Annotated in this window: 21 protein-coding genes and 1 tRNA gene; 5 read left to right on the top strand and 17 right to left on the bottom strand. The window is 72.3% G+C overall.

Annotated features, from left to right (window positions below; translation table 11 throughout):
• Positions 1-76: 76 nt before the first annotated feature.
• The 6 genes from K4G59_RS13130 to K4G59_RS13105 form a co-directional block, all read right to left on the bottom strand.
• Positions 77-3,976, bottom strand: a complete 3,900-nt coding sequence (locus K4G59_RS13130; RefSeq protein ID WP_231251514.1) for a peptidoglycan-binding protein — start codon at positions 3,974-3,976, stop codon at positions 77-79.
• A gap of 9 nt (positions 3,977-3,985) precedes the next feature.
• Positions 3,986-5,248, bottom strand: a complete 1,263-nt coding sequence (locus K4G59_RS13125) for a hypothetical protein (protein ID WP_231251513.1) — start codon at positions 5,246-5,248, stop codon at positions 3,986-3,988.
• Between the two features lie 12 nt (positions 5,249-5,260).
• Entirely contained in the window at positions 5,261-5,779 is a 519-nt protein-coding gene (locus tag K4G59_RS13120; RefSeq protein ID WP_231251512.1) for a hypothetical protein, read from the bottom strand.
• A gap of 82 nt (positions 5,780-5,861) precedes the next feature.
• The gene (locus K4G59_RS13115; protein ID WP_231251511.1) at positions 5,862-7,118 is read right to left on the bottom strand and encodes a hypothetical protein; all 1,257 of its coding nucleotides are present in this window, start codon (positions 7,116-7,118) and stop codon (positions 5,862-5,864) included.
• Positions 7,111-9,387 carry a hypothetical protein gene (locus tag K4G59_RS13110; RefSeq protein ID WP_231251510.1) on the bottom strand — a complete coding sequence of 759 codons (2,277 nt, stop codon included), beginning with the start codon at positions 9,385-9,387 and terminating at the stop codon, positions 7,111-7,113. The genes K4G59_RS13115 and K4G59_RS13110 overlap by 8 nt, the downstream gene beginning before the upstream one ends.
• 171 nt (positions 9,388-9,558) lie before the next feature.
• Entirely contained in the window at positions 9,559-9,762 is a 204-nt protein-coding gene (locus K4G59_RS13105; protein WP_231251509.1) for a hypothetical protein, read from the bottom strand.
• 168 nt (positions 9,763-9,930) lie between these two features.
• Between K4G59_RS13105 and K4G59_RS13100 the strand changes: the two genes are divergently transcribed.
• On the top strand, positions 9,931-10,638 hold the full coding sequence (locus K4G59_RS13100) for an AfsR/SARP family transcriptional regulator (RefSeq protein WP_231251508.1): 708 nt from the start codon (positions 9,931-9,933) through the stop codon (positions 10,636-10,638).
• Positions 10,639-10,672: 34 nt separating this feature from the next.
• Here the strand turns inward: K4G59_RS13100 and K4G59_RS13095 are convergent, their stop codons facing one another.
• Positions 10,673-12,133 (bottom strand): RNB domain-containing ribonuclease, encoded by a 1,461-nt coding sequence (locus K4G59_RS13095; RefSeq protein ID WP_231251507.1) that lies wholly within the window; start codon positions 12,131-12,133, stop codon positions 10,673-10,675.
• A 52-nt stretch (positions 12,134-12,185) separates the two neighbouring features.
• Here K4G59_RS13095 and yaaA point away from each other — a divergent pair, with 52 nt between their 5' ends.
• Positions 12,186-12,965, top strand: a complete 780-nt coding sequence (gene yaaA / locus K4G59_RS13090; RefSeq protein WP_231251506.1) for a peroxide stress protein YaaA — start codon at positions 12,186-12,188, stop codon at positions 12,963-12,965.
• Here yaaA and K4G59_RS13085 read toward each other — a convergent pair whose 3' ends face one another.
• The 4 genes from K4G59_RS13085 to K4G59_RS13070 are packed head-to-tail and all read right to left on the bottom strand — an operon-like array spanning position 12,966 to position 17,179.
• On the bottom strand, positions 12,966-14,057 hold the full coding sequence (locus K4G59_RS13085; RefSeq protein ID WP_231251505.1) for an FUSC family protein: 1,092 nt from the start codon (positions 14,055-14,057) through the stop codon (positions 12,966-12,968).
• Positions 14,058-14,070: 13 nt separating this feature from the next.
• Entirely contained in the window at positions 14,071-14,811 is a 741-nt protein-coding gene (locus K4G59_RS13080; protein WP_231251504.1) for a zinc ribbon domain-containing protein, read from the bottom strand.
• Positions 14,812-14,827: 16 nt separating this feature from the next.
• Positions 14,828-15,628 carry a Nif3-like dinuclear metal center hexameric protein gene (locus tag K4G59_RS13075; RefSeq protein ID WP_231251503.1) on the bottom strand — a complete coding sequence of 267 codons (801 nt, stop codon included), beginning with the start codon at positions 15,626-15,628 and terminating at the stop codon, positions 14,828-14,830.
• A gap of 18 nt (positions 15,629-15,646) precedes the next feature.
• Positions 15,647-17,179 carry an AMP-binding protein gene (locus K4G59_RS13070; RefSeq protein WP_231251502.1) on the bottom strand — a complete coding sequence of 511 codons (1,533 nt, stop codon included), beginning with the start codon at positions 17,177-17,179 and terminating at the stop codon, positions 15,647-15,649.
• A 199-nt stretch (positions 17,180-17,378) separates the two neighbouring features.
• Between K4G59_RS13070 and K4G59_RS13065 the strand changes: the two genes are divergently transcribed.
• The 3 genes from K4G59_RS13065 to K4G59_RS13055 are packed head-to-tail and all read left to right on the top strand — an operon-like array spanning position 17,379 to position 19,879.
• Positions 17,379-17,771: a hypothetical protein gene (locus tag K4G59_RS13065; RefSeq protein ID WP_231251501.1), complete on the top strand. Its 393-nt coding sequence runs from the start codon at positions 17,379-17,381 to the stop codon at positions 17,769-17,771.
• A complete protein-coding gene (locus tag K4G59_RS13060; protein WP_231251500.1) occupies positions 17,731-19,182 on the top strand; it encodes a sensor histidine kinase in 1,452 nt (483 codons plus the stop codon). The genes K4G59_RS13065 and K4G59_RS13060 overlap by 41 nt, the downstream gene beginning before the upstream one ends.
• A 25-nt stretch (positions 19,183-19,207) precedes the next feature.
• Positions 19,208-19,879 carry a response regulator transcription factor gene (locus tag K4G59_RS13055; protein WP_231251499.1) on the top strand — a complete coding sequence of 224 codons (672 nt, stop codon included), beginning with the start codon at positions 19,208-19,210 and terminating at the stop codon, positions 19,877-19,879.
• Between the two features lie 15 nt (positions 19,880-19,894).
• Here the strand turns inward: K4G59_RS13055 and K4G59_RS13050 are convergent, their stop codons facing one another.
• The 6 genes from K4G59_RS13050 to K4G59_RS13025 all read right to left on the bottom strand — a co-directional run bounded on the left by K4G59_RS13050 (position 19,895) and on the right by K4G59_RS13025 (position 24,147).
• Entirely contained in the window at positions 19,895-20,776 is an 882-nt protein-coding gene (locus K4G59_RS13050; protein WP_231251498.1) for a serine/threonine-protein kinase, read from the bottom strand.
• A gap of 24 nt (positions 20,777-20,800) precedes the next feature.
• The gene (locus tag K4G59_RS13045; protein WP_231251497.1) at positions 20,801-21,193 is read right to left on the bottom strand and encodes a hypothetical protein; all 393 of its coding nucleotides are present in this window, start codon (positions 21,191-21,193) and stop codon (positions 20,801-20,803) included.
• 116 nt (positions 21,194-21,309) lie between these two features.
• A tRNA-Val gene (locus K4G59_RS13040) sits at positions 21,310-21,381 on the bottom strand.
• Between the two features lie 200 nt (positions 21,382-21,581).
• Positions 21,582-22,055, bottom strand: coding sequence for a peroxiredoxin (locus tag K4G59_RS13035; RefSeq protein WP_231251496.1), 474 nt, complete (start codon positions 22,053-22,055; stop codon positions 21,582-21,584).
• On the bottom strand, positions 22,052-23,722 hold the full coding sequence (locus tag K4G59_RS13030) for an AMP-binding protein (RefSeq protein ID WP_231251495.1): 1,671 nt from the start codon (positions 23,720-23,722) through the stop codon (positions 22,052-22,054). Before K4G59_RS13030 ends, K4G59_RS13035 begins: the two co-directional genes overlap by 4 nt.
• Positions 23,719-24,147 carry a DUF3052 domain-containing protein gene (locus K4G59_RS13025; RefSeq protein ID WP_224280408.1) on the bottom strand — a complete coding sequence of 143 codons (429 nt, stop codon included), beginning with the start codon at positions 24,145-24,147 and terminating at the stop codon, positions 23,719-23,721. The genes K4G59_RS13030 and K4G59_RS13025 overlap by 4 nt, the downstream gene beginning before the upstream one ends.
• Positions 24,148-24,202: the final 55 nt, after the last annotated feature.

Here is a 24,202-nt window from a genome sequence, read left to right as displayed (position 1 = left end):
GCGAATGTGCGGTCTTGAGCGGGGACGTGACCGGGCGCGCGGTCCCCCGATGTCAGGCCCGCATCGCCGACTCGGATCAGCCGCCGCTGGACGACCCCGCTCCGGCCGGAACCGGCGTGGGTGCTGCGGGCGGGGCGGTCGGGCCGACGAAGACGAGGCGGCTCTCCGGGTGGGCGAAGGTCAGCCCCGAACCCCATGCGGGCCGCCAGAACCCCAGGCTTCGTGACAGGTCGCGCAGCTCCGCCTGCTGGGTCGCACCGCTGACCCGGAGGTGCTCGCTCCACAGTCGCACCCGGAGGTCAGCGGCCAGCGCGCCGGTGGTGACCGCCACCACCGAGCACTCGGAGTCGTCTCCCTGCGCGGTGAACTCCATGGACCGGTCCATGAAGTTCGCCGAGCCGATCGACATCACGGCGTCGTCGACCAGCAGCAGCTTGGAGTGCACGACGATGCCGTCGAGGTGCCAGACCGCGAAGTTCCCCTGTTCCGCCGTCGTCAGCCTGTCCACGATCCCGGAGGTGACCGGAGGGCTCAGGACGCGCGCCACGGTGCCGGGCATGTCCAGAGGGTCACCTCGGCCGGGCAGCACGGCGATCACCTTGACGCCGCGACGACAGCAGTCGACGAGGGCCGGGAACATCGAGCTGGTCGCGTCGAAGATCTGGTCCTCGACGTACACGTAGCGCTGCGCCGCGGCCAGCACGCTCCGGAAGGTCGTGCGCACTTCATGGATCCCGGTGGCGGGCAACGTCGCCCAGGGCTTGTTGCGCAGCAGGCCGAACTCCTTGGAGTCCGGCACCGACCGCACCACCTGGATCGCGGTGTCGGTGGACGGGGGCGCGGCGGGCCCGGTCGGTGGTGGGACGATCGGCGTGACCGCCGGGTTGTAGCTGCGTGCCCCCGCACCGATGTCGTAGGTGGCCGGCGACAGCGTCGAGGCCTCCCGCCACCGGAACTCGAAGGTCTCCATCACCCGCCGTGCCGCGTCGCCGTCGACACGGACGCCCGCGTCGTGCCAGAACGAGCTCGGCGGCCGGTGCTCGGGGGCGTCCAGGCGGTTCTGCACGTAGTCGATGCCGCCCACGAAGGCGACGTCCGTGCCCTGGTGGGAGAAGTAGTTGAGCTTCATGTGGTGGGAGGAGGCGCCGTTGCCGGACCAGTCGATCAGGACCCGGTCTGCCAGTGGCGTCCTACCGCCGCGCGAGGCCGTCCGGAGCGCCTCGGCGCCCCGGACGTTCTGAATCACCACCCGCGCGTACGGGCCGGCGCCCAGAGCGCCCGCGAGGCCAGGGTTGTCGAGGACCTGGCGGTTGGCCCACAGGATGACGCGTACGTCGACCCCGGCGGTCACCGCGTCCAGCAGCAGGTCCTGGATGGTCGTGCCGCTGCCGAAGGAGAACCCGGGGGTGAACCACCACCCCGTGAGGAACCAGGAGTCGCCGGCCCCGAGCGCCGCGGCCTGGGCCTGGATCTGCGCGAAGTAGTCGCGGCCGTCGACGATCGGCCGGACCGTGGCGCGACGACTGATCGGCGCGACGTCGGTGCCGCCGGCCGGCGGCAGGTAGCGCGCTTCGAGAGCCGCCAGGCCCGCACTGGCCGAGGGACCCGGAGGCGGGGTCGGGCGCCCGGACGACGGGGCGTAGGCGAGCAGCCGGGGCCAGGTCGACGGACCTATCCTGCCGTCACGCGCGAGCCCGTGGCACGCCTGGAACGCGCGGGTCGCGGCCTCGCTGGCAGCGGCGAACCGGCAGTCGACGTCCAGGGGCAGCTGCCCCATGCCGCGCAGCTCGGCCAGCCTGGCGTCCACGTACGCGCCCGCGCCGGCGGTCGACACGCAGCGCGCCGTCCCGGCGGCGTGCCGCGCGAGCCACTCGTTCAGGTGCTGCTGGGCGAAGCCGACGGCAGGGCGGTTGCTGTGCGCGGAGCCACCCCAGCGCTTCAGCAGCGGATGCGCCCCAGCACCGGTGGGGTCGGGCTCGGCCGCCGCAGCGCACGTGCTCGCCTCGGACTCCTCCATCTGGAAGCCCGGCCCGTCGATGGTCTCCAGCAGCGGGCCGACGTCGGCGGACAGCAGGTCGGCGGCCGGCTGGTCGGCGGCCGGCATCGGCACGTCCGCGTCGTCGGGCCAAGCGGTCGGCTCCTCGCCCACGTCGAGCCGGGCGAACCAGTCGTCCTCGTCCTCCAGCTCGTCCGCGAGCGTGTGCGCCTCGCCCTCCTCGAGCTCGCCCTGCGAGGTGGCCGGCACGATCGTGACGGAGTCCCGGGGCAGGGAGCTCACCCGCTGCGACACGAAGAACACGTTGCGCCGGGGCTCCACCTCGGGCAACGGCACCCAGACCAGCGACCGCCGCCTCGCCAGCTCCCGGGTGTAGGCCTCCCACTGCTCCCTGGTGGGTTGCCGCTTGTGTCGCTGCACGTAGAAGACCCAGGTGCTGGCGAACTCGCTCGCCAGGCCGATCCCCGGGTTGGGGACCTCGCCGCGCAGGGCTCGGGTGGCGAGGTCCCGGGCAGAGGTCTTGACCTCCTCCCACGGGGCCGCCTGGATCGTCCGGTGGCGCACCAGCTGCCCGCGCGGGATCGTGGTGCCGGGATAGTTGCCACCGGCCCTCCAGTAGACGGCGTCGCCCTTGTGGGCGTGGCGGGCAGCTGCCCGGGGGTTCCGCAGCACGGGTTGGAGGGTGGTCGAGTAGGCGCGGATGAAGTCCGTGAACGTCGAGTAGACCGTGTGCGTGAACAGGGCGTACCGGTTGAACATCGCCCAGAGGACCGCCTGGTTCTCCACGTCGTCGCGTCCACCGGCCTCGTGCACGAGCAGCTTGGCGGACCACATCAGGTCCTCGGGCGTGAACTGGTAGCGGAGCGGCGCGCGGCCGGGAGCATCCGCCCGGAGCACCGCGAGGCCCGTGGCCGGGGGTGTGCCTCCGGCCGCGGACGGGCCGGACGGCGGGGTGCCCGCCGAGGAGGGGGCGGAGCCGGTGGACCCGCCGGAGCCCGAGGTCGCGGCGTCCAGGGCATGCCAGGTCCTCGACCCCACGATGCCGTCCACCACCAGGGCGCGCGAGGCCTGGAAGGCGCGGACCGCGGTCAGCGTGCGAGGTCCGAAGTCACCGTCGACGTCGGTGGCGAAGCCGGCCGCGGTCAGGGCCCGCTGGAGCCGCCGCACGGCCTCCCCGCGACTGCCCTTGCGGAGCTCGGGTCGGGCGGCCGGAGACCCCGCGGTCGCCGGCGCTGGTGACGTCGCGCCCGGTGAGAACCTCGGCGCGAGCGCGAGCAGGTAGCGGGTCGGGTCCAGCAGGCCGCTCGGTGCAGCGGAAGCCGCCGGCCACCGGAGGCTGCGCCCGGTGCCCGGCGCATAGGTCTCGAAGTGCAGCATGCTCGAGCCACCCGGGTTGACGCCGATGTAGGCGATGGTCTGCCCGGCACGCACGGAGTCGCCCTTGCGGAGCCCGAGCCGATCCAGTGATCGCGGGTCCACCTCCCCGTAGTTGATGACGACGTCCCGGTGCTCGACCAGCAGCGCCCACGACGTCTTGGTCGCGCCACAGCAGAACCCGAAGAAGGCGACGATCCGCCCGTCCTCGCACGCCACGACCTCGTCGTCGCGCCTGGCATAGAGATCGATCGCAGCGTGGCGCCGAGCGCCGTCGCTGCGCCCGGCGCCGAACCGACGGGACGCGTTGCCGACCCCACGGCCGTCCTCGCTGACGTAGCTCACCTCGGCACCGCGAGGGTCGGTGCTGCGCACAGGGAAGAACGCGTCCGCCGGAGGGTCGGGCGCGAACGGCACCCCGTGGTTCCGGGGCCGTCCCTGCGCTGGCTCTTCACCCTCCAGCGGCGGCCACCGCTCGTCGAGCTCGCCGAGCTCGCCGAGCTCGCCGAGCTCGCCGAGCTCGTCGAGCTCGTCGAGCTCGCCGCGGGGGTCCGGCACGTGGGCGAACGGTGATCGCAGCTCGGCTCCGAGGTCCAGTCCGCTCACGACGACTCCTCACCTGGGGACGCCGTTGCTCGCCGGCTCCGACTCGGCGGGCTTCGGGATGCGCAGCGGCTGGCTCGGAACCGTCGCGGCTCGCGTCGCGGCGGGGCGCTCCTTCACGCGGTCGCCGGTGGCCGACTGCCACAGGTTGATGAGCCGGTTCATGTCGTTGGTGAGCGACGTGTTGCCGGTGAACAGGGTCTCCGCCTGGGCGGACGTGCTGAACAGACCGACCTCGATGGCCCGCAGCAGCGCCGAGGCCGGCTGGGCCAGCAGGAGCAGCTCCCGGGTGCGAGCAGCCGGTTTCATCCCGACCCGCTCGGCCAGCCGCGAGAGTCGCTCGTCGGGTGAGCTTCCCTCGGCCTTCAGGTCCACGACGATCGGCGTGTTGGCCTCCAGCGTCAGGTCGAACCAGCTCAGCGCCGTCACGTACGCGAACTCCTCCCGCGCCATCAGGCCACCCCGACGCCGGTTGTTCATCATGTCCTGCAGCGCCTCGCAGAGCAGGGCGACGTACGAGGGGTCGGTGGGGTTCGCGCCCGAGGCGTTGGCGCGGTTCTCGAGTCCCATCCAGACCTGGCGCAGCAGCTCGGTCCACTTGCTGCGGAAGTCGCTGTTGGCCGTCATTCCCGCGCCACGTTTCCAGGCGGCAGCCTCGGCCGACCCCCGTGCACCGCTCGGGATCGGGTGCGGCAGGTCGAAGCCGAAGAGCCGCCAGTACGCCTGCCGCCGGTTGATGCGCTGGTAGGGCCGCAGCTCGCTGACCACACCGCCGATGGAGTAGAGCGGCGGGTCACGGTAGAACAGCTCCTCGGTGGAGCGGACCCACTTCGTGCCCTCAGGGGTCAGCTGCCCGAGCCCCTCGCCGTTCACCAGGCGCCGGAGCAGCTCGCTCACCACCTCGAAGACGCCGGTCGACTCGACGAGGTAGGCGTACATGAGGTGGTGCCAGATCAGGCCGGGCGAGCTCGCGACGCTCTGCGGTCCGAGGGTGTCGGTCCACTGGTCGACGAGCGCCGGGTCGCTGCCGATGCCGGACGCCGCCAGGAACGGGGGCGCTCCCGGCTGGGTCGGGAGGTTGAGGTCCTCCACGATCGTGTCCGAGCCCAGGAACGGCTTCTGCGCGCCCGGGAGGACGGGCGGGATGTTCGAGGCCGAGGTCCACGCCTCCTCGAGCCATCGACTCAGCTGCAACGGATGCACCAGGAACACCGAGTACCGGGCCTGCGGGTTGCCCGCGGTGCTCTCGAATGCCTGCGCGAGGTTGAGGAACATCGTCTTCTCCTTCTACTGCGGCGCGTTCGACGCCACGCGGCCGAGGCGACCGGTCAGGGCGACGGGACGTCCGTCCCGGTCGCGGATCACCACCGAGGCGATGTCCTCGGAGTCCTCGATCGTCTGGAGGGTGGCCTTGCCGGCGCGGATCGGGACCACGTCCTCCTTGCCTCCGGTGGCGACGACCGTCGCGGTGTGGTCGCGGCCGAGGTCCTCGGGCCGTGTCACGGTCAGCTTCTGCTTCGGCTCGCGGCCGACGACGGCCAGGCGGCTGCTGAACGGGTTGCGGTCCGACCCGGCCCGTCCCATCCAGGCCGAGAGGACCTCGTAGCCGAACAGCGAGTCGCGACCTTCGGGAGTGAGCTCTGCGGCAGCGCCGGGTCCGTCTGGTCCGTAGGGAGGTCGAGGACCGTGGCTGCCGCTCTGGACGGCCTCGATCATGGCCCGTACGAGCTCGGCGACCTGCGCTTGCTGGTCCCGGGTCGACGGCTGCTCGCTCTGCGGGGTGCTCCCCGAGCTGCTGGTGTTCACGACTGCTCCTCGGTCGATGGTGCGGGTGTCCGGACGCCGGTGGCGGCACGAGGGCCGCCGGCGATCGCTACCGGCCCGGGTCTCATGCCGCTGCTCCGGTGCCGGGGAGGGGGACAGGCGAGCCCCCGAGGCCCTGGACCCAGTCGGTCAGCGCCCGGCGGTGGGTCTCCGCCCGGGCGGGGTCGGCGAGCCCGCGCGCCGAGAGCAGCGCCAGCACCCGGACCGGTTCGCGACGCTTCAGGTAGTCCGAGGTCAGCAGCGTGTCCCCGGCACGGTGCTCGAGCTCGCGCAACCGCTCGGGAGAGGCGCCGCGAGGGTCGAGGACGTCGCCGAAGCTCGCGCCGCGGAAGCACCGCATGGGCGTCATCGAGCTGACCTGCACGACCGTGTCGAGAGCGGCGAGCGACTCTGCGGTGAGCTCGCCGAGCGCTCCAGCGCGACGCAGGTCGTGACGTTCCGTCCAGGCGTGCGCCAGGTCGTCCCAGGGTCCGGCGCCGAACCAGGCACGGACCAGCGCGACGTTGAAGAGGGTGCGGACCAGCGCCGGCGGGTGTGGGTCTCCGGGGCGGATCCGCAGCACCGAGCGGGTGTCGCCGTCCACGACGTTCGCGAGCGCGAACGCCGGCGGCCAGCCTGCGTGGTGCACCGCGTGGACGTCGGCCCCCAGCTCGCTCGCCCACGAGGCGAAGAGCCGTGCGACCTCGGTCGACCGCGGTGCGAGGGCAACGCCGAGCCGGGCCGCGAGCTCGTCGTTGTACCCGGTCAGGGCCAGCACCTGGTGCCCGGTCTCGTGCAGCAGCGCGGTCGGGAAGGACAAGTTGTGCCGGGTGAGCTTGATGGCGGCCACAGGGGACGGGTGGGACTGGTCCCAGAGGCGGATCCCCGCGCGCAGGATGCTGGCGCCGAGGCCCTTGTCCACGTAGGTGAGGACCGGTGGCGAGGGAATCCCCAGCGGCGACAGGATGGTCGCCATGGAGTCGGCCGCGATCGTGTCGTAGCCACGCAGCAGCGCGCCGAGCGCCGGGTTGGTGCGGCTGTTGATGGCGTCGCCGTAGAAGTCGAGCAGCGTCTCGGCGCGCAGGTAGCGGGACCGGAGCCGCAGCAGTCCCCGGCGTACCTCGTCGGGCGGATGCCCGGTGTCGACCCGGGCCTGGAGCGCGGCGGCCTCACCCTCCAGCGACGTGATCACGCCGGTGAGGCTGCTGCGGACCTGACGCCCCACGTAGTGCTCCAGGGCCTCCCACGCGGCGGGGGCCGCAACCGTGTCCAGGTCGGCCAGGGCCCGCACGGCGAGCCGCCAGTGGGCCACCTCGCCCCTGAGCTGCGTGGTGTCAGTCACGGCGGCGTCCCGGTCCTACCGTGAGCGTGACCCGGCCCGGCGCACCCTTGCCGATCGCATCGGTGGAGTCGAAGGGGAACGCGGCGGTGACGGTCATTCCTGCCGCCTGGTCGCGTGCCGACGCGGTCAGCGAGCTCCCGAGGGTCGGGAGCTGGCTGGCCAGCGTCGCCAGCAGTCCGTCGAAGAGCTGGTCGGTCAGCGCGGCGACCGCGGCCGTGTCCCGCACGATCTGGCGCCGCTTCAGCATGACCCCGAGCCGCCGGGCGATCACCCGGCGCACGGGTCGGCCGGTCACGGCGCGCACGGCGTCCACCACGTCACGGAGCTGCTGCTTCTCCACGCTCTGCGCGATCGCCATGGCGCGGCGCTCGCCGAGGAAGAGGTGGAGCCGGATGGAAGGCTGGGTGCCGGTGAGGTCCAGCCGCACCGAGGCCGGCGCACGCTTGCGCAGCGCGCGGCCGCGCACCCGGATCCGGACCAGCTGGCGGCCCCTCCCCCTGCCCCGACCGCGGAACCGGGCCGAACGCTCCATGTCGGCGGGCAGCGGCAGCTCGCCCGCCTCCTCGACGGTGTCGAACTCGGCGGCGGCCTCGAGCCGAGAACCGTCCTGCCCGTCGGTCTCGAACGGCACCAGGTGGCCGATGTCGGCGCCCGGGAGCAGCTCGTACGCCTCCATCTCGACGTCGACCGGCCACCGGGTCTCCCCGTCGTCCGTGAGCCGCTCCTCGAGGGTCTCGCCGTCGGAGAGCACGACCTCGCGCGCCATCGCCCGGGTCAGCACGACGGGGATCCGCTGGCTGTACTTGCGGTAGCGGTACACGGGGCTGGTGGAGCGGGGCATCATGACCCAGACGCCCGAACCGCCGGCGGGGACGTCTCCACGGAGCATCTCGGCCGGGAAGTGACGCGCCGCCGCCCGGTGGAAGGCCTCCTGCACCACGGACTCGACCAGCAGCTCGTTCTCCAGCAGCTCCTCGGGCATCGAGAAGACCTCTCCGAGGACGTCCTCGGCGGCGGCCACCACGGCCTCCGCGCCGAGGCGACCCGACTCCGCCTCGTGCTCCAACCGCAGCAGGCCCAGTCCCTTGTCGGCGATCTGCACCGACAGCGGCTTCGCCAGCTGGGACCCGACCACGGGACGGATCAGCTTCGCCAGCAGCCCGGCGACGAAGTTCACGACGCGACGGCGGCCGACCAGCTTGATGCCCGTCCTGACGATGGGCAGGATCGCCATGGGGACGAACTGCTCCATCGCCTGGGTCGGCGTCGTCCCGGGTTCCGCCGCCAGCAGGTCGCGGGTCAGTCGGTCGCGCGCCCGGTCCAGCTGCTCGGCCACGTTGGCCTCGGCCTCATCCGCACGCTCCTCGGCGAGCAGCTCCATCTCCAGGGCCTCCGCGGCGGCCTCGTCGGGAGCCAACATCGCTTCGGCGACCTGCATGTCGAACTCGGCGGCGAAGAGGTCGGCCTCGCTCTCCGGCTCACCGGTCCCCAGCTCGGCCTGCAGCCCGAACCGACGGGCCAGCTGTCGGGCCGGCGCCCGCAGGCTCCGGGGGAGCTTGCCGATCGCCTTGGCCAGCACCTTGCGGAGCAACGGCTTGATGATCGGGCGAAGCCGCTTGAAGATGAGGCCGAGCGGGGAGAACGTCGAGGCGAGCTTGATCCCCTTCTTGACGAACTTCTTCGCGGCCCCCGCGATCTTGCGCAGCTTCTTCTTCAGGCGCCCGAAGAAGAGCTCCTGGGCATCCAGCGGGTCGGCGAAGCCCTCCACGCCGCAGGCCTCCGTGGCCGCGTCGAGCTCCTCGTCGCTGACGGCGTCGACGGGTCGGTCACGGAAGCGGTCCTCGAGCTCCGCCAGCAACCGGTCTGCCCGGTCACCGACCTCCTCGACCCACCGCTCGGCCTCGCTCGCATCGATCACGGGCACCCCGGACTCGCCGTCGAAGACCAGACCGGCGGTCATGGCCCGACCGGCCGCCTCGACGCCGAGGGCCTCCAGGCCCTCGACGAAGTCCTCGTCCTCGAGCTCGCCGAGGAGCATCTCCATGAGCTCGGACTCCAGCGACGCCTCGCCGTGGGAGCTCAGGGCCTCGGTGAAGGGGGAGGCGACCTCGGGCAGGTACTCCCGGACGGCGTCGTCCCCCGGCGCTTCGAGCCACAGCTGCTGGTTCGCGAAGGGGCTGTGGAGGTCGGCGAGCGACTCGCCCTCGCGGGGCGGGCCACCGTCGGGCAGTCCGCGCTCCTCGACGGTGTCGATTCCTGAGGGGTGCATCCGAGCGCTCCTTCACCGCGAGCTCGACGCCAGCCCGGCGCCGAGGAACAGGCCTGTCACGCTAGGACGGACCCGTCTCCGCACCGTGGGACCTGTCGTCGCTTCGTCGTAGCGCGCGAGTCAACATCGCCTCGGCGAGCGGGTCGTGGCCCGACGCGGGCAGTGCACGACTCAGTCCCCCGCGTGCTGCACCGTGACGAGCCAGGCTCGGAGCCGGTCGACGGCCTCGTCGATGGAGACGAAGCTGATCTCGTCGATCTCGCGGGCTCCGTTCGCCTCGCCGAGCGACGAGCTGATCATGCGGATCACGATTCCGGTTCCGTCGTCGTCCTGCGGCCAAGCCCTGACCAGGGTCACCCACCAGTGTGCTTCCATCGCCGCACCGTAGGGAGGACGCGTGTAGGTTCGAGTCCATTCCCCGTGGAGTCGTCGTCTCAGAATCTTGCTCGGCGTCGAGGACGCGGCGTTGACTGGTCGTTGACGCTCGTTCGCTACGACGATGGAAGGCGCGTTGGGAGCAGGGGCTGGACGATGGAGGCTGCGATGGCTGAGACCTCGTTGCAGCTGCTCGGCGGGTTCGGATTGCAGGTCGGGCAGCGGGACGTCCACCTGCCCTTCCAGGCCCAGCGGGTGCTCGCCTACCTCGCGATCGGCGAGTCACCGGTCATGCGGCACCAGGTGGCGGCCCAGCTCTGGCCGTTCACCCACCACGGTCCGGCGCAGGGCAACCTACGCACGGCGCTGTGGCGCGTGAGGCAGGCGGCTCCGTCAGCCCTCGACGGCGACCGTGAGACGGTCGGCCTCTCAGGCCGTGTGCTCGTGGACCTCCGGCAGGTGCTGCGGCCACACCGGTGGGCCGCCTCGACGGCCGCGCGGGACCTGGAGGCACTCCTGGTGCTCCGCCGCGACCTCCTCCCCGGCTGGGACGAGGACTGGCTCCTGGTCGAGCGCGAGCGGGCGCGCCAGCTGCGCATGCGATGTCTCGAGGGGTTGAGCCGTAGCTGCGTGCAGGCAGGCAACATCACCGGGGCCATCGAGGCGGCGTACGCCGCGATGGAGATCGAGCCGCTGCGTGAGTCCGCGCACCTGGTCCTGATCGAGGCCCACATAGCCGACGGGAACCGCGCGGAGGCGGCCCTGCACGCCGCCCAGACGACCGACCTGATCGAGCGTGAGCTCGACATCGCTCCCTCTCCCCAGTTCCGCGAACGCATGCACTCCCTGGGGATCGCCTCGGACGGCACGCCCTAGTTCCGTGCGGCCTGCGGGTCGTCCCGCACGGCGCTCAGACGAGCCGGAACTCCACCGACCGTGATGCGGGGTCGGCCTGCACGAGCTCGACGGTGACCTCCTCGCCCAGCGGCAGGTCGCGCTCACCACGGACCGACGCCTCGATGGCGGGGTCCTCGATCGTGATGTCGCCCTTGGTGGCGTCCTTCTCGTCCACCTCGACGACCACGGCGGCGAAGCGCTCGCCCACCCGGTCGTGCAGCAGCTCGGCCTCGCAGAGGTTGACGATGGCGTTCTCGTACTGGTTGGCGCGCCGACCGGACTCTCGCATCGTGTCGGGCAGCTCGGTCATCGCCGCGACCACCCACTCGGGCACCTCGGTTCCCGCGCACAGCGCAACGCAGACCTCGCCGGCGTAGCGGTCGACCAGCCGCCGCAGCGGCGCGGTGACGTGGGCGTACTCCGAGGCGAGCGCCGAGTGCTGCGCCTGCTCCGGCAGCTCGCCGTTGAAGGTTACGTAGCCGGCGCCGCGCAGCAGCCGCGTGCACGCCACGATCATCGCCGCGTGCGTGGGCCGGGACGGGTCGAGGGTGCGGACGAAGTCGGGGTAGAGCTGCTCGGCGGGCCAGGCGATGCCGAGGGCCCTCGCCGTGCGGTGCAGTCGCTGCACGTCGCGCGGATCGGCCGGCGGGAGGGTGCGCAGGACGCCCACCCGTGCGTAGACCATCAGCGACGCCGCGGCCATGCCGGTGAGCAGGGAGATCTGCGCGTTCCACGTCTCGACCGGCGTGAGGCGACGGAACTCCAGCTCCCAGTGCCCCTCGCCGGCCTCCACGAGCTCCTGCTCCGGCAGCGGGAGCGAGACCCCGCCACGGGACGCCTCGCGCGCGAGCCGGAGCTCGCCGACCTCGCGCAGCAGGCCGATGAGCTCGCTCTCGCGGCCGGCGTCGACGTCGGCCTGCACCTGGTCGTAGGACAGCTTGGCGCGCGAGCGGACCAAGGCGCGCTCGACCTGGACGTCGGTGCCCTCGCCGGTCTCGTCGACCTTGATGGTCCACAGCAGCGCCGGACGCACCTGGTCCGGCAGGAGCGACGCCGTGTCCTCGCTGAGCACGGTGGGGTGGAGCGGGATCTTGGAGTCCGCCCCGTAGAGCGTCTCGCCGCGGCGGTTGGCCTCCACGTCGACGGGGTCGCCGGGCGTGACGAAGGCGGCGACGTCGGCGATCGCGTAGTGCACGACGTAGCCGCCGGAGGTGTCCGGGTCCCGCTCGATGTGCAGCGCCTGGTCGAGGTCGCGCGCCGACTCGGGGTCGATCGTGACCAGCTCGATGTCGGTGCGATCCAGGTCCGGGAGCCGGGGCTCGGCGGCCGCCTGCGAGGCGGCACGCTCGACCTCCTCCGGGAACGCCGCGGAGACCTGCATCTCCTGCTGGATCGCGGCGATGCCGTCGCGCATCTCCTGCGCGGTGACGCCGTCGCCGCTCGAACGGACCTTCACCACGCGGTTGCTGGGCATACCCCTGACCCTAGCCACAGAGGACCCAGCACCGCTGCCTACGCTTGCGCGCGTGCTGATCCTGCTGCCGCCCAGCGAGGGCAAGTCCGCGCCGCGTCGCGGCAAGCCCCTCGACCTGGACTCCCTCGCCGCCCCCCGGCTCACCGCGACCCGCAGCGAGCTGCTCGAGGCACTGACCCGCCTGTGCGAGGAGGACCCCGACCGGGCGGCCGACGTGCTCGGCCTCGGTGCCACCCAGCGCGACCTCGTCGAGCGCAACGCCGCTCTCCGCACCGCACCGACGGCCCGCGCCGACGCGATCTACACCGGGGTCCTCTTCGACGCCCTCGACGTCGCGACGCTCTCCCCCGCCGCCCGCCGTCGCGCGACCTCACGCCTGGCCGTGACGAGCTCGCTGTTCGGCATCGTCCGCCCCGGCGACCGGATCCCGGCCTACCGGCTCTCCGGCGACGCCGTCCTGCCCGGCGTCGGCCCGGTGGCGGCCGCCTGGCGCGAGGTCCTCGGCGAGGCGGTCACGGACGCGATGCGCGGTGGCCTGCTCGTCGATCTCCGCTCCAGCACGTACGCCGCCTTCTGGCGCCCCGGCAAGGACCTGGCCCGCCACGTCGCGACCGTGCGCGTGCTCCACGAGTCCGACGGGCGGCGCACCGTGGTGAGCCACTTCAACAAGGCCACCAAGGGCCGCATCGTCCGCGCGCTGCTGGAGGACGGGGCCGACCCGCGTACGCCGGCAGCCCTCGCCGAGACGCTGGCCCGCCTCGGCTGGAGCGTCGAGGTCGGCGAGCCGACGCCGAAGGGCACCCAGCTCGACGTGGTCGTCACCCAGGTCTGATCAGCGCAGTGGGATCACGTCGGTTGCCTCGAGCGGGTCCATCCCGCACAGCGCGAGCAGGTCGGCGATGATCGAGCGCACCTGGGCGAGGATCACCTCGGCCGACAGGTCGTGGCTGTGCTCGACGGTCGCGGTGGCCCTCCCGAGCGAGACCAGGTCGTCGATCACCGCGGTCGCCATCCGGTCGGCGACGAGCTCGTCGGCCACCCGCTCGGCGAGCTCGGCCAGGTCGCGCATCAGCGCGGCGTACGACGCCGGGACCGGCTCGCGGCGGTGGCACGCCACGGCGACGCGGCGTACGACGACGCGGGTGTTGCGCAGCGCCACGTCGAGTGGTTCGACGAGCTCCGCGAGCCGGCGCTGGTGCTCGCCGTGACGACGCCGGAACGGCGAGGAGCTCACCACCGACAGGCCCTCCTCCGAGGCCGCACGCAGCTCCGAGATCAGCACGTCCGTGGACCGGGCGTCGCGCAGCATCGCGAGTGCCCGCTCGGCGTCGCCGTCGCCGAGCCGGTCCGACGACGACCGCAGCAGCTCGGCGATCTTGCGCACCACCACCGCCGCCTGGTCGCGCGGCTTGCGCAGCGGCGCGCGCGGGACCACGGTGGCCGCCACGAGCGCCACCGCGCCGCCGATGAGGGCGTCGGTCCAGCGGACGAAGGCATCACCGGGAGCCGGCGCCAGCGCCGCCACCACGATGCCCTGCACGGCCGCCTGGATGAGCAGCAGCTGCCCGGCGTCGAGCAGGAGCGCGATCGACATGCCGGCCGCGACGATGAGGGCGATCTGGGGTCCGCCCGAGCCGATGAGGTGGGTCGTCGCGTCGCCCAGGAACACCCCGAGCGCCACGCCCACCGTGACCTCCGCGACGCGGCGCTGGCGCTGGCCGTATGACATGCCGAGCGACACGACGGCCGCGATCGGCGCGAAGAACGGCAGCCGGTGGCCGAGGACGTCGGCGGCGAGCCACCACGCGACGCCGGCCGCGATCGCGCACTGGCCGATGACCCAGGCCTTGGACCGCAGCCGCGCGAACCTGGCCCGCAGGGACGTACGCCCCCGCGCGGCCATCAGTTCCGCGTCGAGGCGCATGCTCGAGCGGCTCTCAGAGTCCCGACTCGTCGGTGCGCACGAGGATGCGCTGGCACTCCTCGCACCGGACCACCTCGTCGACCGGGGCCGACCGGATCCGGGACAGCTCGGAGGCGTCGAGCGTCATGTTGCAGCCGCCGCACTGGCGGGCGCGCAGCAGCGCCGCGCCGATGCCCTTCTGCTCGCGCAGCCGCTCGTAGAGCGCCAGCAGGGCGTCGGGGACGCCGTCGACGGCGGGGCCGCGGGCGGCGGTGACCTCGGCGAGGGAGGCGTCGATCCCGGCCTGCTTCTCGTCGCGGGCGGCGACGAGCTCGGCGAGGCGGGCGTCGATGTCGTCAGCGCGGATGCCCAGGCCGTCGAGCACCTGCTGGGCCTCCTCGAGCTTCTCCATCACCTCGAGCTCGGCGTCCTCGAGCGTGGAGATCCGGCGCTCGAGCGAGACGAGCTCGTGCTGCATCCGCTCGAGGTCCTTCGGGTTCGTGATCTGTCCGGTGTCCATCCGGGTCCGGTCGCGCTCGCGCCGCGTCCTGACCTGCTCGACCTCACGATCGGCCTTGGCCTGCTCGACGGTGAGGTCGTCGACGACGATGCGGGCGTCGCGCACCTGGTCGGTCAGCGCGGTGCGCTCAGCGGTCAGCGCCGCGATCTCGGCGAGCTCCGGGAGCGTCGAGCGCTGGTGGCGCAGCTGGGCGACGCGGCGGTCGAGCTCTGCGACGTCGAGCAGCTGGACCTGGTGGGTGGGATCGGCCTTCAACGGCTCTCCTGGGACTTCAGTAGCGAAACGACCACGGGTCGGTGCACTGCGTGCTGACCCGGGTGTCGACCCTATCGCCCATGGCCTCGCGCAGCCGAGCCTCCACCACCGGGAGCCACGTCCACTCCGCAGCCCAGTGCGCCACGTCGACCAACGCGGGTCCTCCGTGCTCGAGGAACTCCGCCGCCCGGTGGTGGCGCAGGTCGCTGGTGACGTAGGCGTCGACGTCACCGTGGGCCAGCTCGTCGAGCAGGAAGTCCCCGGACCCGCCGCACACGGCGACCCGCCGCACCGCCCGGTCCGGAGCACCCGCGACCCGTACGCCGTGCGCGGTGGCCGGCAGCGCCTCGCCCACCCGGACCGCGAAGGCCTCGAGCGTCGTCTCCGCGACCGTCCCGACGCGTCCGGTGCCGGTCCTCGCGCCCTCGCCGGCCGGACGGATCGGCGCCAGGTCGCGCAGCCCGAGGGCGAGCGCGAGCGCCTCGGAGACGCCGGAAGTTGCCTGGTCGGCGTTGGTGTGCGCCGTCAGGAGCGCGCAGCCGCCGGAGGTGAGCGTGTGCAGGGTGCGGCCCTTGGGCGTGGTCGCGGCGACCGAGCTGACGGGCGTGAGGAAGAGCGGGTGATGGACCACCAGCAGGTCGGCGCCCCACCCGACGGCCTCGCGCGCCACCTCGATCGTCGGGTCGACCGCGAACATCACCTTCACGACCTCGGCCGACGGGTCTCCGGCCACCAGGCCGACGGCGTCGAAGCCATCCGCGGTCTCCGGCGGGTACCAGGCGTGCAGCAGGTCGACGACCTCAGCGAGGGTGGGCATGGCGCCAGTATCCGGGGGTCAGTTGACCTGCCGCTCCTGACCCTCCCAGTAGGGCTGGCGCAGCTTGAACTTCTGCAGCTTGCCGGTGGCCGTGCGGGCCAGCTCGTCGCGGAACTCGATCGACGTGGGCGCCTTGTAGCCCGCGGCCCTGTCCTTGCACCACGCGATCAGCTCGGCTTCGTCCGCGCTCGCCCCGTCGGCCAGCACGACGAGCGCCTTGATGGTCTCGCCCCACTTCTCGCTGGGCACGCCGATCACCGCCACCTCGGCCACCGCCGGGTGCGAGAACAGCACGTCCTCGACCTCGATCGACGACACGTTCTCGCCGCCGGTGATGATGACGTCCTTCTTGCGGTCGCTGATCGTGAGGTAGCCGTCGTCGCCGACCACTCCCCCGTCACCGGTGTGGAACCACCCGTCCACCAGCGCCTTGCCCGTCTCGTCGGGCCGCTCCCAGTAGCCCTCGAGGATCACGTTGGAGCGCGCCAGCACCTCGCCGTGCTCGTCGGTGCGCAGGCGTACGCCGATCGCGGGCGCGCCGGCCCGCACCAGCTTCGCTGCCCGCTCCTCCGCCGGCAGGTCGTCCCACTCGGCGCGGCTGCGGTTGACGGTCAGCAGCGGTGAGGTCTCGGTGAGGCCGTAGATCTGCACGAACTCCCAGCCGAGCTCCTCCTCGACCCGGACGACGGTCTTCGTCGGCGGCGGCGCACCGGCCATGATGATCCGGACCCGGTCGCGCCCGGGGATCTCGCCCTCCCAGTCCTGGGCGGCATCGAGCACCGCTGCCGCGACGGCGGGCGCCGCGCACATCACGGTCACGCCGTGGTCCCTGACCCGACGCAGGATCTCCGCGCCGTCGACCTTGCGCAGCACGACCTGCGGGACGCCCAGGCCGGTCATCGCGAAGGGCATCCCCCACCCGTTGGCGTGGAACATCGGCAGCGTGTGGAGGTAGACGTCGCGGTCGGTGACGCCTGCGTGCAGGCCGAAGGTGACCGCGTTGGTCCACAGGTTGCGGTGCGTGAGCTGCACACCCTTGGGGCGTGCGGTGGTCCCAGAGGTGTAGTTGATCGTCGCCGTCGCGTTCTCGTCCGGCTCCCACGCCCGCGGCTCCACGCCGGGGGCGGCGAACATCGACTCGTCCTCGCCGAGCACGAAGCGGTGCTCCACGTCGATGCCCGACACCGACTCGACCAGCTCGGGGTCCACGTAGAGCACCCGTGCCCCCGAGTGGGCCACGATGTAGGCGATCTCGTCGGGACGCAGCCGGAAGTTGATCGGCACCAGCACCCGGCCCGACCCGCACACACCGAAGAACGACGTCAGCAGCCGCGCCGAGTTGTGACTCAGCACCGCGACCCGCTCGCCGACGTCGATGCCCAGCTCGTCGAGCCGGGCGGCCTGGCGCTGCGCGAGGGCGTACGCCTCCGCGTAGGTCAGCGTGCCGAGCGAGGCGGCCGGCTGGTCGGGCTCGTCGACGAAACCCGGGCGCTCGCCGTAGACGGCGGCGGCCCGCTCGATGAAGTCGGTGACGCTGAAGGGGACGATCACGGCAGCTCCCTGGTCCGGTGGCGTGTGGCACCGCCACTGTGGCATGCGCCACAACCCCCGTACGACGACTCGTCGCACCAGGTGCGACGGACGGCACGAGCACGTCGGTGAGCGGACCTGCGCCCAGGGGTGGCCGCACATGAGAGCTCTCTCATCCGGCTCTCATGCTCGTTCCAGCATCCGTGCGCACGATGGAGGCGTGGGTCCGCTGCCGAAGGTGTTGCTGCTGCTGGCGCTCGTCGTGCCGGTCGCGGCGTACGTCGCCGGGTCGCTGGCATCCCCCGGCGCGCCACCGCCCGCCGACCACAGCCCCGTCATCCTGCGAGACGCACCGGCCGACCCGCCGGACGCTCCAGCGTCGGGGACGCCGGGGACACCCACGCGCGAGAGGACTCCGGACGACGACCGCGAGCGCCCGGTGGAGCGCGACGAGGAGCAGCGCCGTGACGGGTCCGGCCGCGGTGGGGGCGAGGAGGCCCGCGTCGTGACACCGGTGCCGACACCGGTCGGGGAGGATGACGACGACGACTGGGACGACGACGGGCCTGAGGATGACGACACCGACGACGAGCGGACCGACGGGGACGACTGACGGTGTCCGCCGACGCTCCACGCGTGTCTCGGTCCGGACCCGCATCACCGTCGTCATCGCCGTCCTCACTGCTGCCGCGATGAGCGGAGCGGGGCTGCTCGTCCACGCCCTCGAGTCCGCGCGCATCGAGCGACAGGTCACCTCCCAGATCAGCCAGGAGATCGAGGAGTTCCGCAACCTGCGCCGCGACCCCAACACCGGCGAGCGGTTCGACGACGTACGCCGTGTCCTCGAGGTCTTCCTCACCCGCAACGTCCCCGATGACGACGAGCTGCTGGTGGGCTACACCAGCGGCGAGGGCACGATCGCCACCCGCAACCGCTACGGCCAGGAGGTGCTCGACGAGCCGGCCTACCAGCAGGCGGTCCAGGACCTCGCGGAGGTGGGCGGGACGAGGATCATCGATTCCGCCGCCTTCGGGGAGACGTGGGTGACCCTCGTGCCCGTGACCAACGCCCAGGGCGACGGGGCGCTCGTCATCGCCAACTTCCTGCGCGACGAGCACGAGGAGCTCAACCGCACCCTCCGGACCTACTCCCTCGTCGCCCTGCTGTCGCTGGGCCTCATCACGACGATCGCGGCCTTCCAGTCCGGGCGACTGCTGGCCCCGCTGCGCACCTTGGAGGAGACCGCGCGCGAGATCACCGCGACCGACCTCTCGCGCCGCATCGTCGAGCAGGGCAACGACGACATCACCGCCCTGACCCGCACCATCAACGGCATGCTCGAGCGCCTCGACTCCGGGTTCACCGCCCAGCGGCAGTTCCTCGACGACGCCGGCCACGAGCTCAAGACCCCGCTCACCGTGGTCCGCGGTCACCTCGAGCTGCTCGACCCCACCGATCCCGCCGACCTGGAGCAGACCCGCGAGCTCGTGCTCGACGAGGTCGACCGGATGTCGCGCCTGGTGACCGACCTGATCCTGCTGGCCAAGAGCCGGCGCCCCGACTTCCTCGTCATGGGCGAGGTGGAGCTCGGCGAGCTCACCCGGTCTGTGCTCGCCAAGGCCAGGGCTCTGGGAGAGCGCGACTGGCAGCTCGACGACGCCGCCCACGGCCGCGCGGTGCTCGACGAGCAGCGCATCACCCAGGCACTCCTCCAGCTCGCCGACAACGCGGTGAAGCACACCGACCCCGGAGCCGTGATCGCCGTCGGGTCGGCCCGCGAAGGCGGCCTGGTCCGGCTGTGGGTCCGCGACACCGGCGACGGCATCCGCCCCGAGGACCGGGAGGCGGTGCTGGAGCGCTTCGGACGCAGCAGCGTGCGCGCCGGTGACGACGGGTTCGGCCTGGGCCTGAGCATCGTGCGCGCCATCGCCGACGCCCACGGCGGCGAGGTCGTCATCCTCGACGCGGAGCCCCGGGGCGCGCACGTGGAGATCGTCCTGCCCGAGCGGACGCTCGGACGATGACCAGCTACCTGAGAGAGGACCGCAGATGGCCCAGATCCTGATCGTCGAGGACGAGGACCGCATCGCCTCGTTCGTGGCCAAGGGCCTGCGCGCCGAGGGCCACCAGCCGACCGTCGCCTCCGACGGACCGACCGGGCTCGACGAGGCGCTCTCGGGCCGCTTCGACCTCATGGTGCTCGACATCGGTCTGCCGGGGATGGACGGCTTCGAGGTCCTCGACCAGCTACGCTCCCAGGGCAGCCGGATGCCGGTCATCATCCTCACCGCTCGCGACTCCGTCACCGACACCGTCACCGCCCTCGACAGCGGCGCCGACGACTACATGGCCAAGCCGTTCCGCTTCGCCGAGCTGATGGCCCGGGTGCGGCTGCGGCTGCGCGCGCTCGCGCCTGTCGACGCTCCCGCGAACGGGGACGACCTCGTCGTCGGCGGCCTGCGCCTGGACCGGCGTACGCGCCGGATCTCCGGGCCCCGGGGTGAGTCCGAGCTCTCGGCCCGCGAGTTCGCGCTCGCGGAGATCTTCCTGCTCAACCCCGGCCAGGTCCTCACCCGCGAGCAGCTGCTGGACCTGGTGTGGGGCTACGACTTCGACCCCGGCTCCAACGTCGTCGACGTCTATGTCGGCTACCTCCGCAAGAAGCTCGGCACCGGTGCGATCTCGACGGTCCGGGGAGTCGGCTACCGACTCGACCCGTGACCGCCCAGCGGGGCGTCAGTCCCTGATCCTGAAGCCCGCCAGCGACCCGCGGGGCAGGCCGGCCAGCACCGGCTCGAGCGCCTCGGCGACCTCGTGCGGCAGCGGCCGCTCGGCAGGGTCACGACGCAGGCAGGCCGCGATCACCTCGGCGACCCGACCGGGTACGCCGTCGGGCAGCGCGGCGGGCGCGTCGACGAGCTGCGGGAAGCGCTGGCGTACGTCGTCGGCGTCGGGGTCGCCGTGCGCGAACGGGCGCTGCCCGGCCACGGCGTGGAAGAGCGTGGCGCCGAGGCCCCAGACGTCGGAGGCGAAGGACGGGACGTGCTCACCCGGGTCGCACTGCTCCGGCGACATGTAGGCGTCGGTGCCGATCGGGTGGCGCAGCCGTCGGGCGTCCTCCTCCGGGCGGGCGACCGACAGGTCGATGAGCCGCGCGGGGGCGCCCATGATGACGTTGCTGGGCTTGATGTCGAGGTGGGTCCACCCGATGTGGGTGAAGTAGTGGAGCGCCGCGGCGATGTCGATGGCCAGCGGCAGGTACTGCTGCTCCTGGAGCCGGCCGTAGCGACGGATGAGGCTCGACAGGCGTGGTCCGTCGATGTGCTCCAGCACGACGTGCGGGCGGTCCCCGTCCTGCCCGTCACGCAGCCCGCGGACCACCACGGGATGGTTGACGGTGTCGAGGGCGAGCACCTCCCGGCGCAGGCCGCGCCGGGAGGACTCGTCCTCGACCTGGGAGGGACGCAGGACCTTGACGACCACGGGCGACCAGGTCACCTCGTCGAAGCAGAGCCAGGCCTCGTAGGCCGCGCCGCCACCGAGGCGGCGCAGTGCGCTCAGCCCGGGAGCGAGGAGCTCACCCTCGTCGAGGTGCCAGCCGTCGTCGTTCCTGCCCATCTCGCCCTCCTCGGCCGCTGTCGGTCAGCGACGGGTGTCGTTGCGGCTGCGGTCGTTGGTGCTGTCGGCGGTCTTGTCGCGCGTCTTGTCGCCGCCGTCGCGCGTCCAGTCGCGGGTCTTGTCACCCCGGCTGAGGTCGCGGTCGCGGCTGACCCCGGTGACGCGGCTGTTGGTGTGGTCGTTGGTGTCGCGGCTCTGGTCGGTGTACGACGGGCTGTCGGTGTCGTCGTCACCGTCGGTGTCGTCGTTGGTGTCGTCATCGTCGTCGTCGCCGACCAGGACCAGCGACGGCGCGTCGTCCTCGCGCTTGGTGGCCTCGTCGGCAGTCGAGGAGACGACGGGCGACGACATGCCGATCAGGCCGAAGGCGGTCAGGCCGGCGATGCCCAGGAGCGCGGTGGGGAGCAGCTTCCTCATCATGGTTCCTCTCGTCGGGGGCCGGTGCGGCCCCGGTGTGCGAGAAGACTCCAGCGCGGCCGTGAGCCGACGGTGAGGCGCCGATGAGAGGGCTCTCACGGAGCGGGAGCAAGGGGTGCGTCGGGACGGTTTCGAACCGCCGACCGCTCGGGTGTAAACCGAGTGCTCTACCGCTGAGCTACCGACGCGCGCGGCACAGACTACGGGACACCTAGGTCCCGCTCGAATCCCGTCACCGGCCACCCGCCACGCGCGAGATGAAATGAGTTGAGCCGCTGGCGTCTCGGGTCACCAGCGGCTCAACACGTCAAAGATTACACCAGTCCCCCAAGGCGCACCCGGTTTCCACCGATTGCCACAGAACTGTCTAGACCACCGGCCACGAGCCTCAGCCGACAGCCGCCTGGAGCTCTCGGATGTGCTCGTCGAGGTCGCGTCCGTCGGGGTTGGCGTTGTGCACCGCCCAGCTGAGCCGACCGTCGCGGTCCACGACGTACGACGAGCGCCGCGGCGCCCCCTTGACGGGGTCGAACACCTCGTACGCCGACGCCACCGCGCCGTGCGGCCAGTAGTCGGACAGCAGCGGGAAGTTGAGCCCCTCCGCCTCGGCGAAGCTGCGCAGCGCGTAGACCGAGTCGCACGACAGCGCCAGCACCTCGGTGTCGAAGCTGAGGAACTCGTCGAGCCGGTCGCGCACCCCTGACAGCTCGCCGGTGCACACGCCGGTGAACGCGAACGGGAAGAACATCAGCGCGACCGCCTTGCGTCCGCGGAAGTCGCTCAGGCGCACGTCCTGGCCGAACTGGTCACGCAGGATGAAGTCGGGCGCCTCGTCGCCGATGCACAGCCCCTCGCTCGTCACGCCTGCCTGCCGTCCTTGTCGTCGTGGTCGTCGTTGGTGCCGTCGTCATCCGGTGCCTCGCCGTGCCGTGCCAGCTCCCGTTTGAGGACCTTGCCGGTGGCATTGCGCGGGAGCTCGTCCACGAAGACGATCTCGCGCGGCACCTTGAAGCGCGCCAGGTTCGCCTTCACGTGCTCGCGCAGCTCGTCCGCCGACACCTCGCCGACGCGCACCACGAAGGCTCGCAGACCCTGACCATAGTCGTCGTCCTCGACGCCGATCGCAGCGACCTCGCCGACGGCGTCGTGGGTGACCAGGCAGTCCTCCACCTCCTGCGGGAAGACGTTCTCCCCACCGGACACGATCATGTCGTCGTCACGGCCGGCCACGTGCAACCGCCCGGCGTCGTCGAACCAGCCCACGTCACCCGACGACATCAAGCCGTCCACGACCTCCTTGGACCCGCCGTGGGTGTAGCCCTCGAAGAGCAGGCCGTTGCCCACGAAGATCCGGCCGGTCTCGCCCTGCGGCAGCGCGGCGCCGGCCTCGTCGAGGATCCGGACGACGGTGCCGTACGGCGGCCTGCCCGCCGACGTCGGGTCTGCGCGGAGGTCCTCGGGGGTGGCGATCGAGGCGTACGCCACCTCGGTGGAGCCGTAGATGTTGTAGAGGTTGTCGCCGAAGCGGTCCATCCACGCCTGCGCCAGCGTCGCGGGCAGCGCCGACCCGGACGAGGCGACGACCTCGACCCGGCTGAGGTCGACCGCGTCGAGCTCCTCGGGATCCAGCGCGAGCATCCGCTGGAGCATGACGGGGATGACCACCATCGACTGGCAGCGCTCATCCTGGGCGGTCCGCAGCGCGGTGGCGGGGTCGAAGGTGCGACGCAGCACGACCGTCGAGCCCAGCAGCATCGCGAGGGCGAGGTGGGCGAAGCCCCAGGTGTGGAACAACGGCGCCGCGATGTGCGTACGCCACCCCGCGCGCAGCGGCATCCGGGACAGCAGCGACACCGCCGCGTCGATCCCCGCCTCCTTGCGCGGCGCGCCCTTGGGCGTGCCGGTGGTGCCGGAGGTGAGGATCACGATGCGGGCGTGGCGCTGTGGCGGGTGGAGGTCGGACTCGTCGTACGCCGACACGAGCTGCTCGAGGCGCTCGGCGGAGCCGACCTCGTCGTCGGTCCACGCGAGCACGCGGCGCTCGACCGGCGCTCCGGCCAGCAGCCCGGTGAACTCCTCGTCGTGGATGACCATGCTCGGCGCCTCGCGCTCGAGCACGTCGACCAGCTGCGGGCCGGCGAAGGCGGTGTTGAGGTAGAGGATGTCGGCGCCCAGCTTGGCGACCGCGACCGAGGCGTCGACGAAGCCCCGGTGGTTGCGGCACATCACCGCCACCGAGTCGCCCTCGCGGACGCCCCGCTCGGCCAGGGCGCGCGCCAGCGAGTTGGACCGCCGCTGCAGCTCGCCCCAGGTCAGCTCGCCGAGCTCGTCGACGACGCCCACCTGGTGGGGCGAGCGGGCCGCCAGGGTGGCGAAGCCCCCCGCCGGTCCGGTCCCCCAGCGGAGCACCAGGCGCCCGATGTCGACGAGCGTGCGCGGTCCGTAGGGGCGGATCACACCGGCGCGCCCGAGGACGCGAACGGTCGTGCCGACACCCGAGAGCGTCCCTGCGAGGTCGGCTGGTGTCACGCGGGTGTCTTCGGTGCCACCAGCCGGGTGGCCTGCCAGTCCTTGCTGACCGAAGCCGTCGTCGTCTGGGACAGGCCCGCGATCGGGGCCGCTTCGGCGACGTCTGCTGCGTCCACCGTGCCGGGACGACCGACCTTCGGCGTCAGCAGCCAGATCGAGCCGCCACCGACGAGATCGGTCAGCGCGTCGACCAGTCCGTCCACGAGGTCCCCGTCGTCGTCGCGCCACCACAGCAGCACCGCGTCCACGACGTTGCCGTAGTCACCGTCCACCATGTCGGCATCGATGCAGTCCTCGACCGCGACGCGAAGCTCGTCATCGGTGTCGTTGTCCCAGCCGAGCTCTTGCACGACCATCCCGGGCTTCAGCCCCAGTCGGTCGCCGATCCCGGTCGCCGGGGCAGAATCGCCCACCGTCGAACTCACGCAGTGCCTCCCATGCTCGGATACCCGTCGGTGCGCGGGTTGCGCATAGTCCACC

This window comes from Nocardioides furvisabuli (assembly GCF_021083185.1).
GTDB classification, from domain to species: Bacteria; Actinomycetota; Actinomycetes; order Propionibacteriales; family Nocardioidaceae; genus Nocardioides; species Nocardioides furvisabuli.
The sequence above is the reverse complement of the archived record's forward strand: the minus strand, read 5'-3'. Positions and strand labels throughout refer to the sequence as shown.

What these genes read in the sequence shown, in the direction of transcription:
- K4G59_RS13125 (WP_231251513.1), bottom strand. Translation starts at nt 5,248, where the DNA reads ATGTTCCTCAACCTCGCGCAGGCATTCGAGAGCACCGCGGGCAACCCG.
- K4G59_RS13110 (WP_231251510.1), bottom strand. Translation starts at nt 9,387, where the DNA reads ATGCACCCCTCAGGAATCGACACCGTCGAGGAGCGCGGACTGCCCGAC.
- K4G59_RS13105 (WP_231251509.1), bottom strand. Translation starts at nt 9,762, where the DNA reads ATGGAAGCACACTGGTGGGTGACCCTGGTCAGGGCTTGGCCGCAGGAC.
- K4G59_RS13100 (WP_231251508.1), top strand. Translation starts at nt 9,931, where the DNA reads ATGGCTGAGACCTCGTTGCAGCTGCTCGGCGGGTTCGGATTGCAGGTC.
- K4G59_RS13095 (WP_231251507.1), bottom strand. Translation starts at nt 12,133, where the DNA reads ATGCCCAGCAACCGCGTGGTGAAGGTCCGTTCGAGCGGCGACGGCGTC.
- K4G59_RS13085 (WP_231251505.1), bottom strand. Translation starts at nt 14,057, where the DNA reads ATGCGCCTCGACGCGGAACTGATGGCCGCGCGGGGGCGTACGTCCCTG.
- K4G59_RS13075 (WP_231251503.1), bottom strand. Translation starts at nt 15,628, where the DNA reads ATGCCCACCCTCGCTGAGGTCGTCGACCTGCTGCACGCCTGGTACCCG.
- K4G59_RS13060 (WP_231251500.1), top strand. Translation starts at nt 17,731, where the DNA reads ATGACGACACCGACGACGAGCGGACCGACGGGGACGACTGACGGTGTC.
- K4G59_RS13055 (WP_231251499.1), top strand. Translation starts at nt 19,208, where the DNA reads ATGGCCCAGATCCTGATCGTCGAGGACGAGGACCGCATCGCCTCGTTC.
- K4G59_RS13050 (WP_231251498.1), bottom strand. Translation starts at nt 20,776, where the DNA reads ATGGGCAGGAACGACGACGGCTGGCACCTCGACGAGGGTGAGCTCCTC.
- K4G59_RS13045 (WP_231251497.1), bottom strand. Translation starts at nt 21,193, where the DNA reads ATGAGGAAGCTGCTCCCCACCGCGCTCCTGGGCATCGCCGGCCTGACC.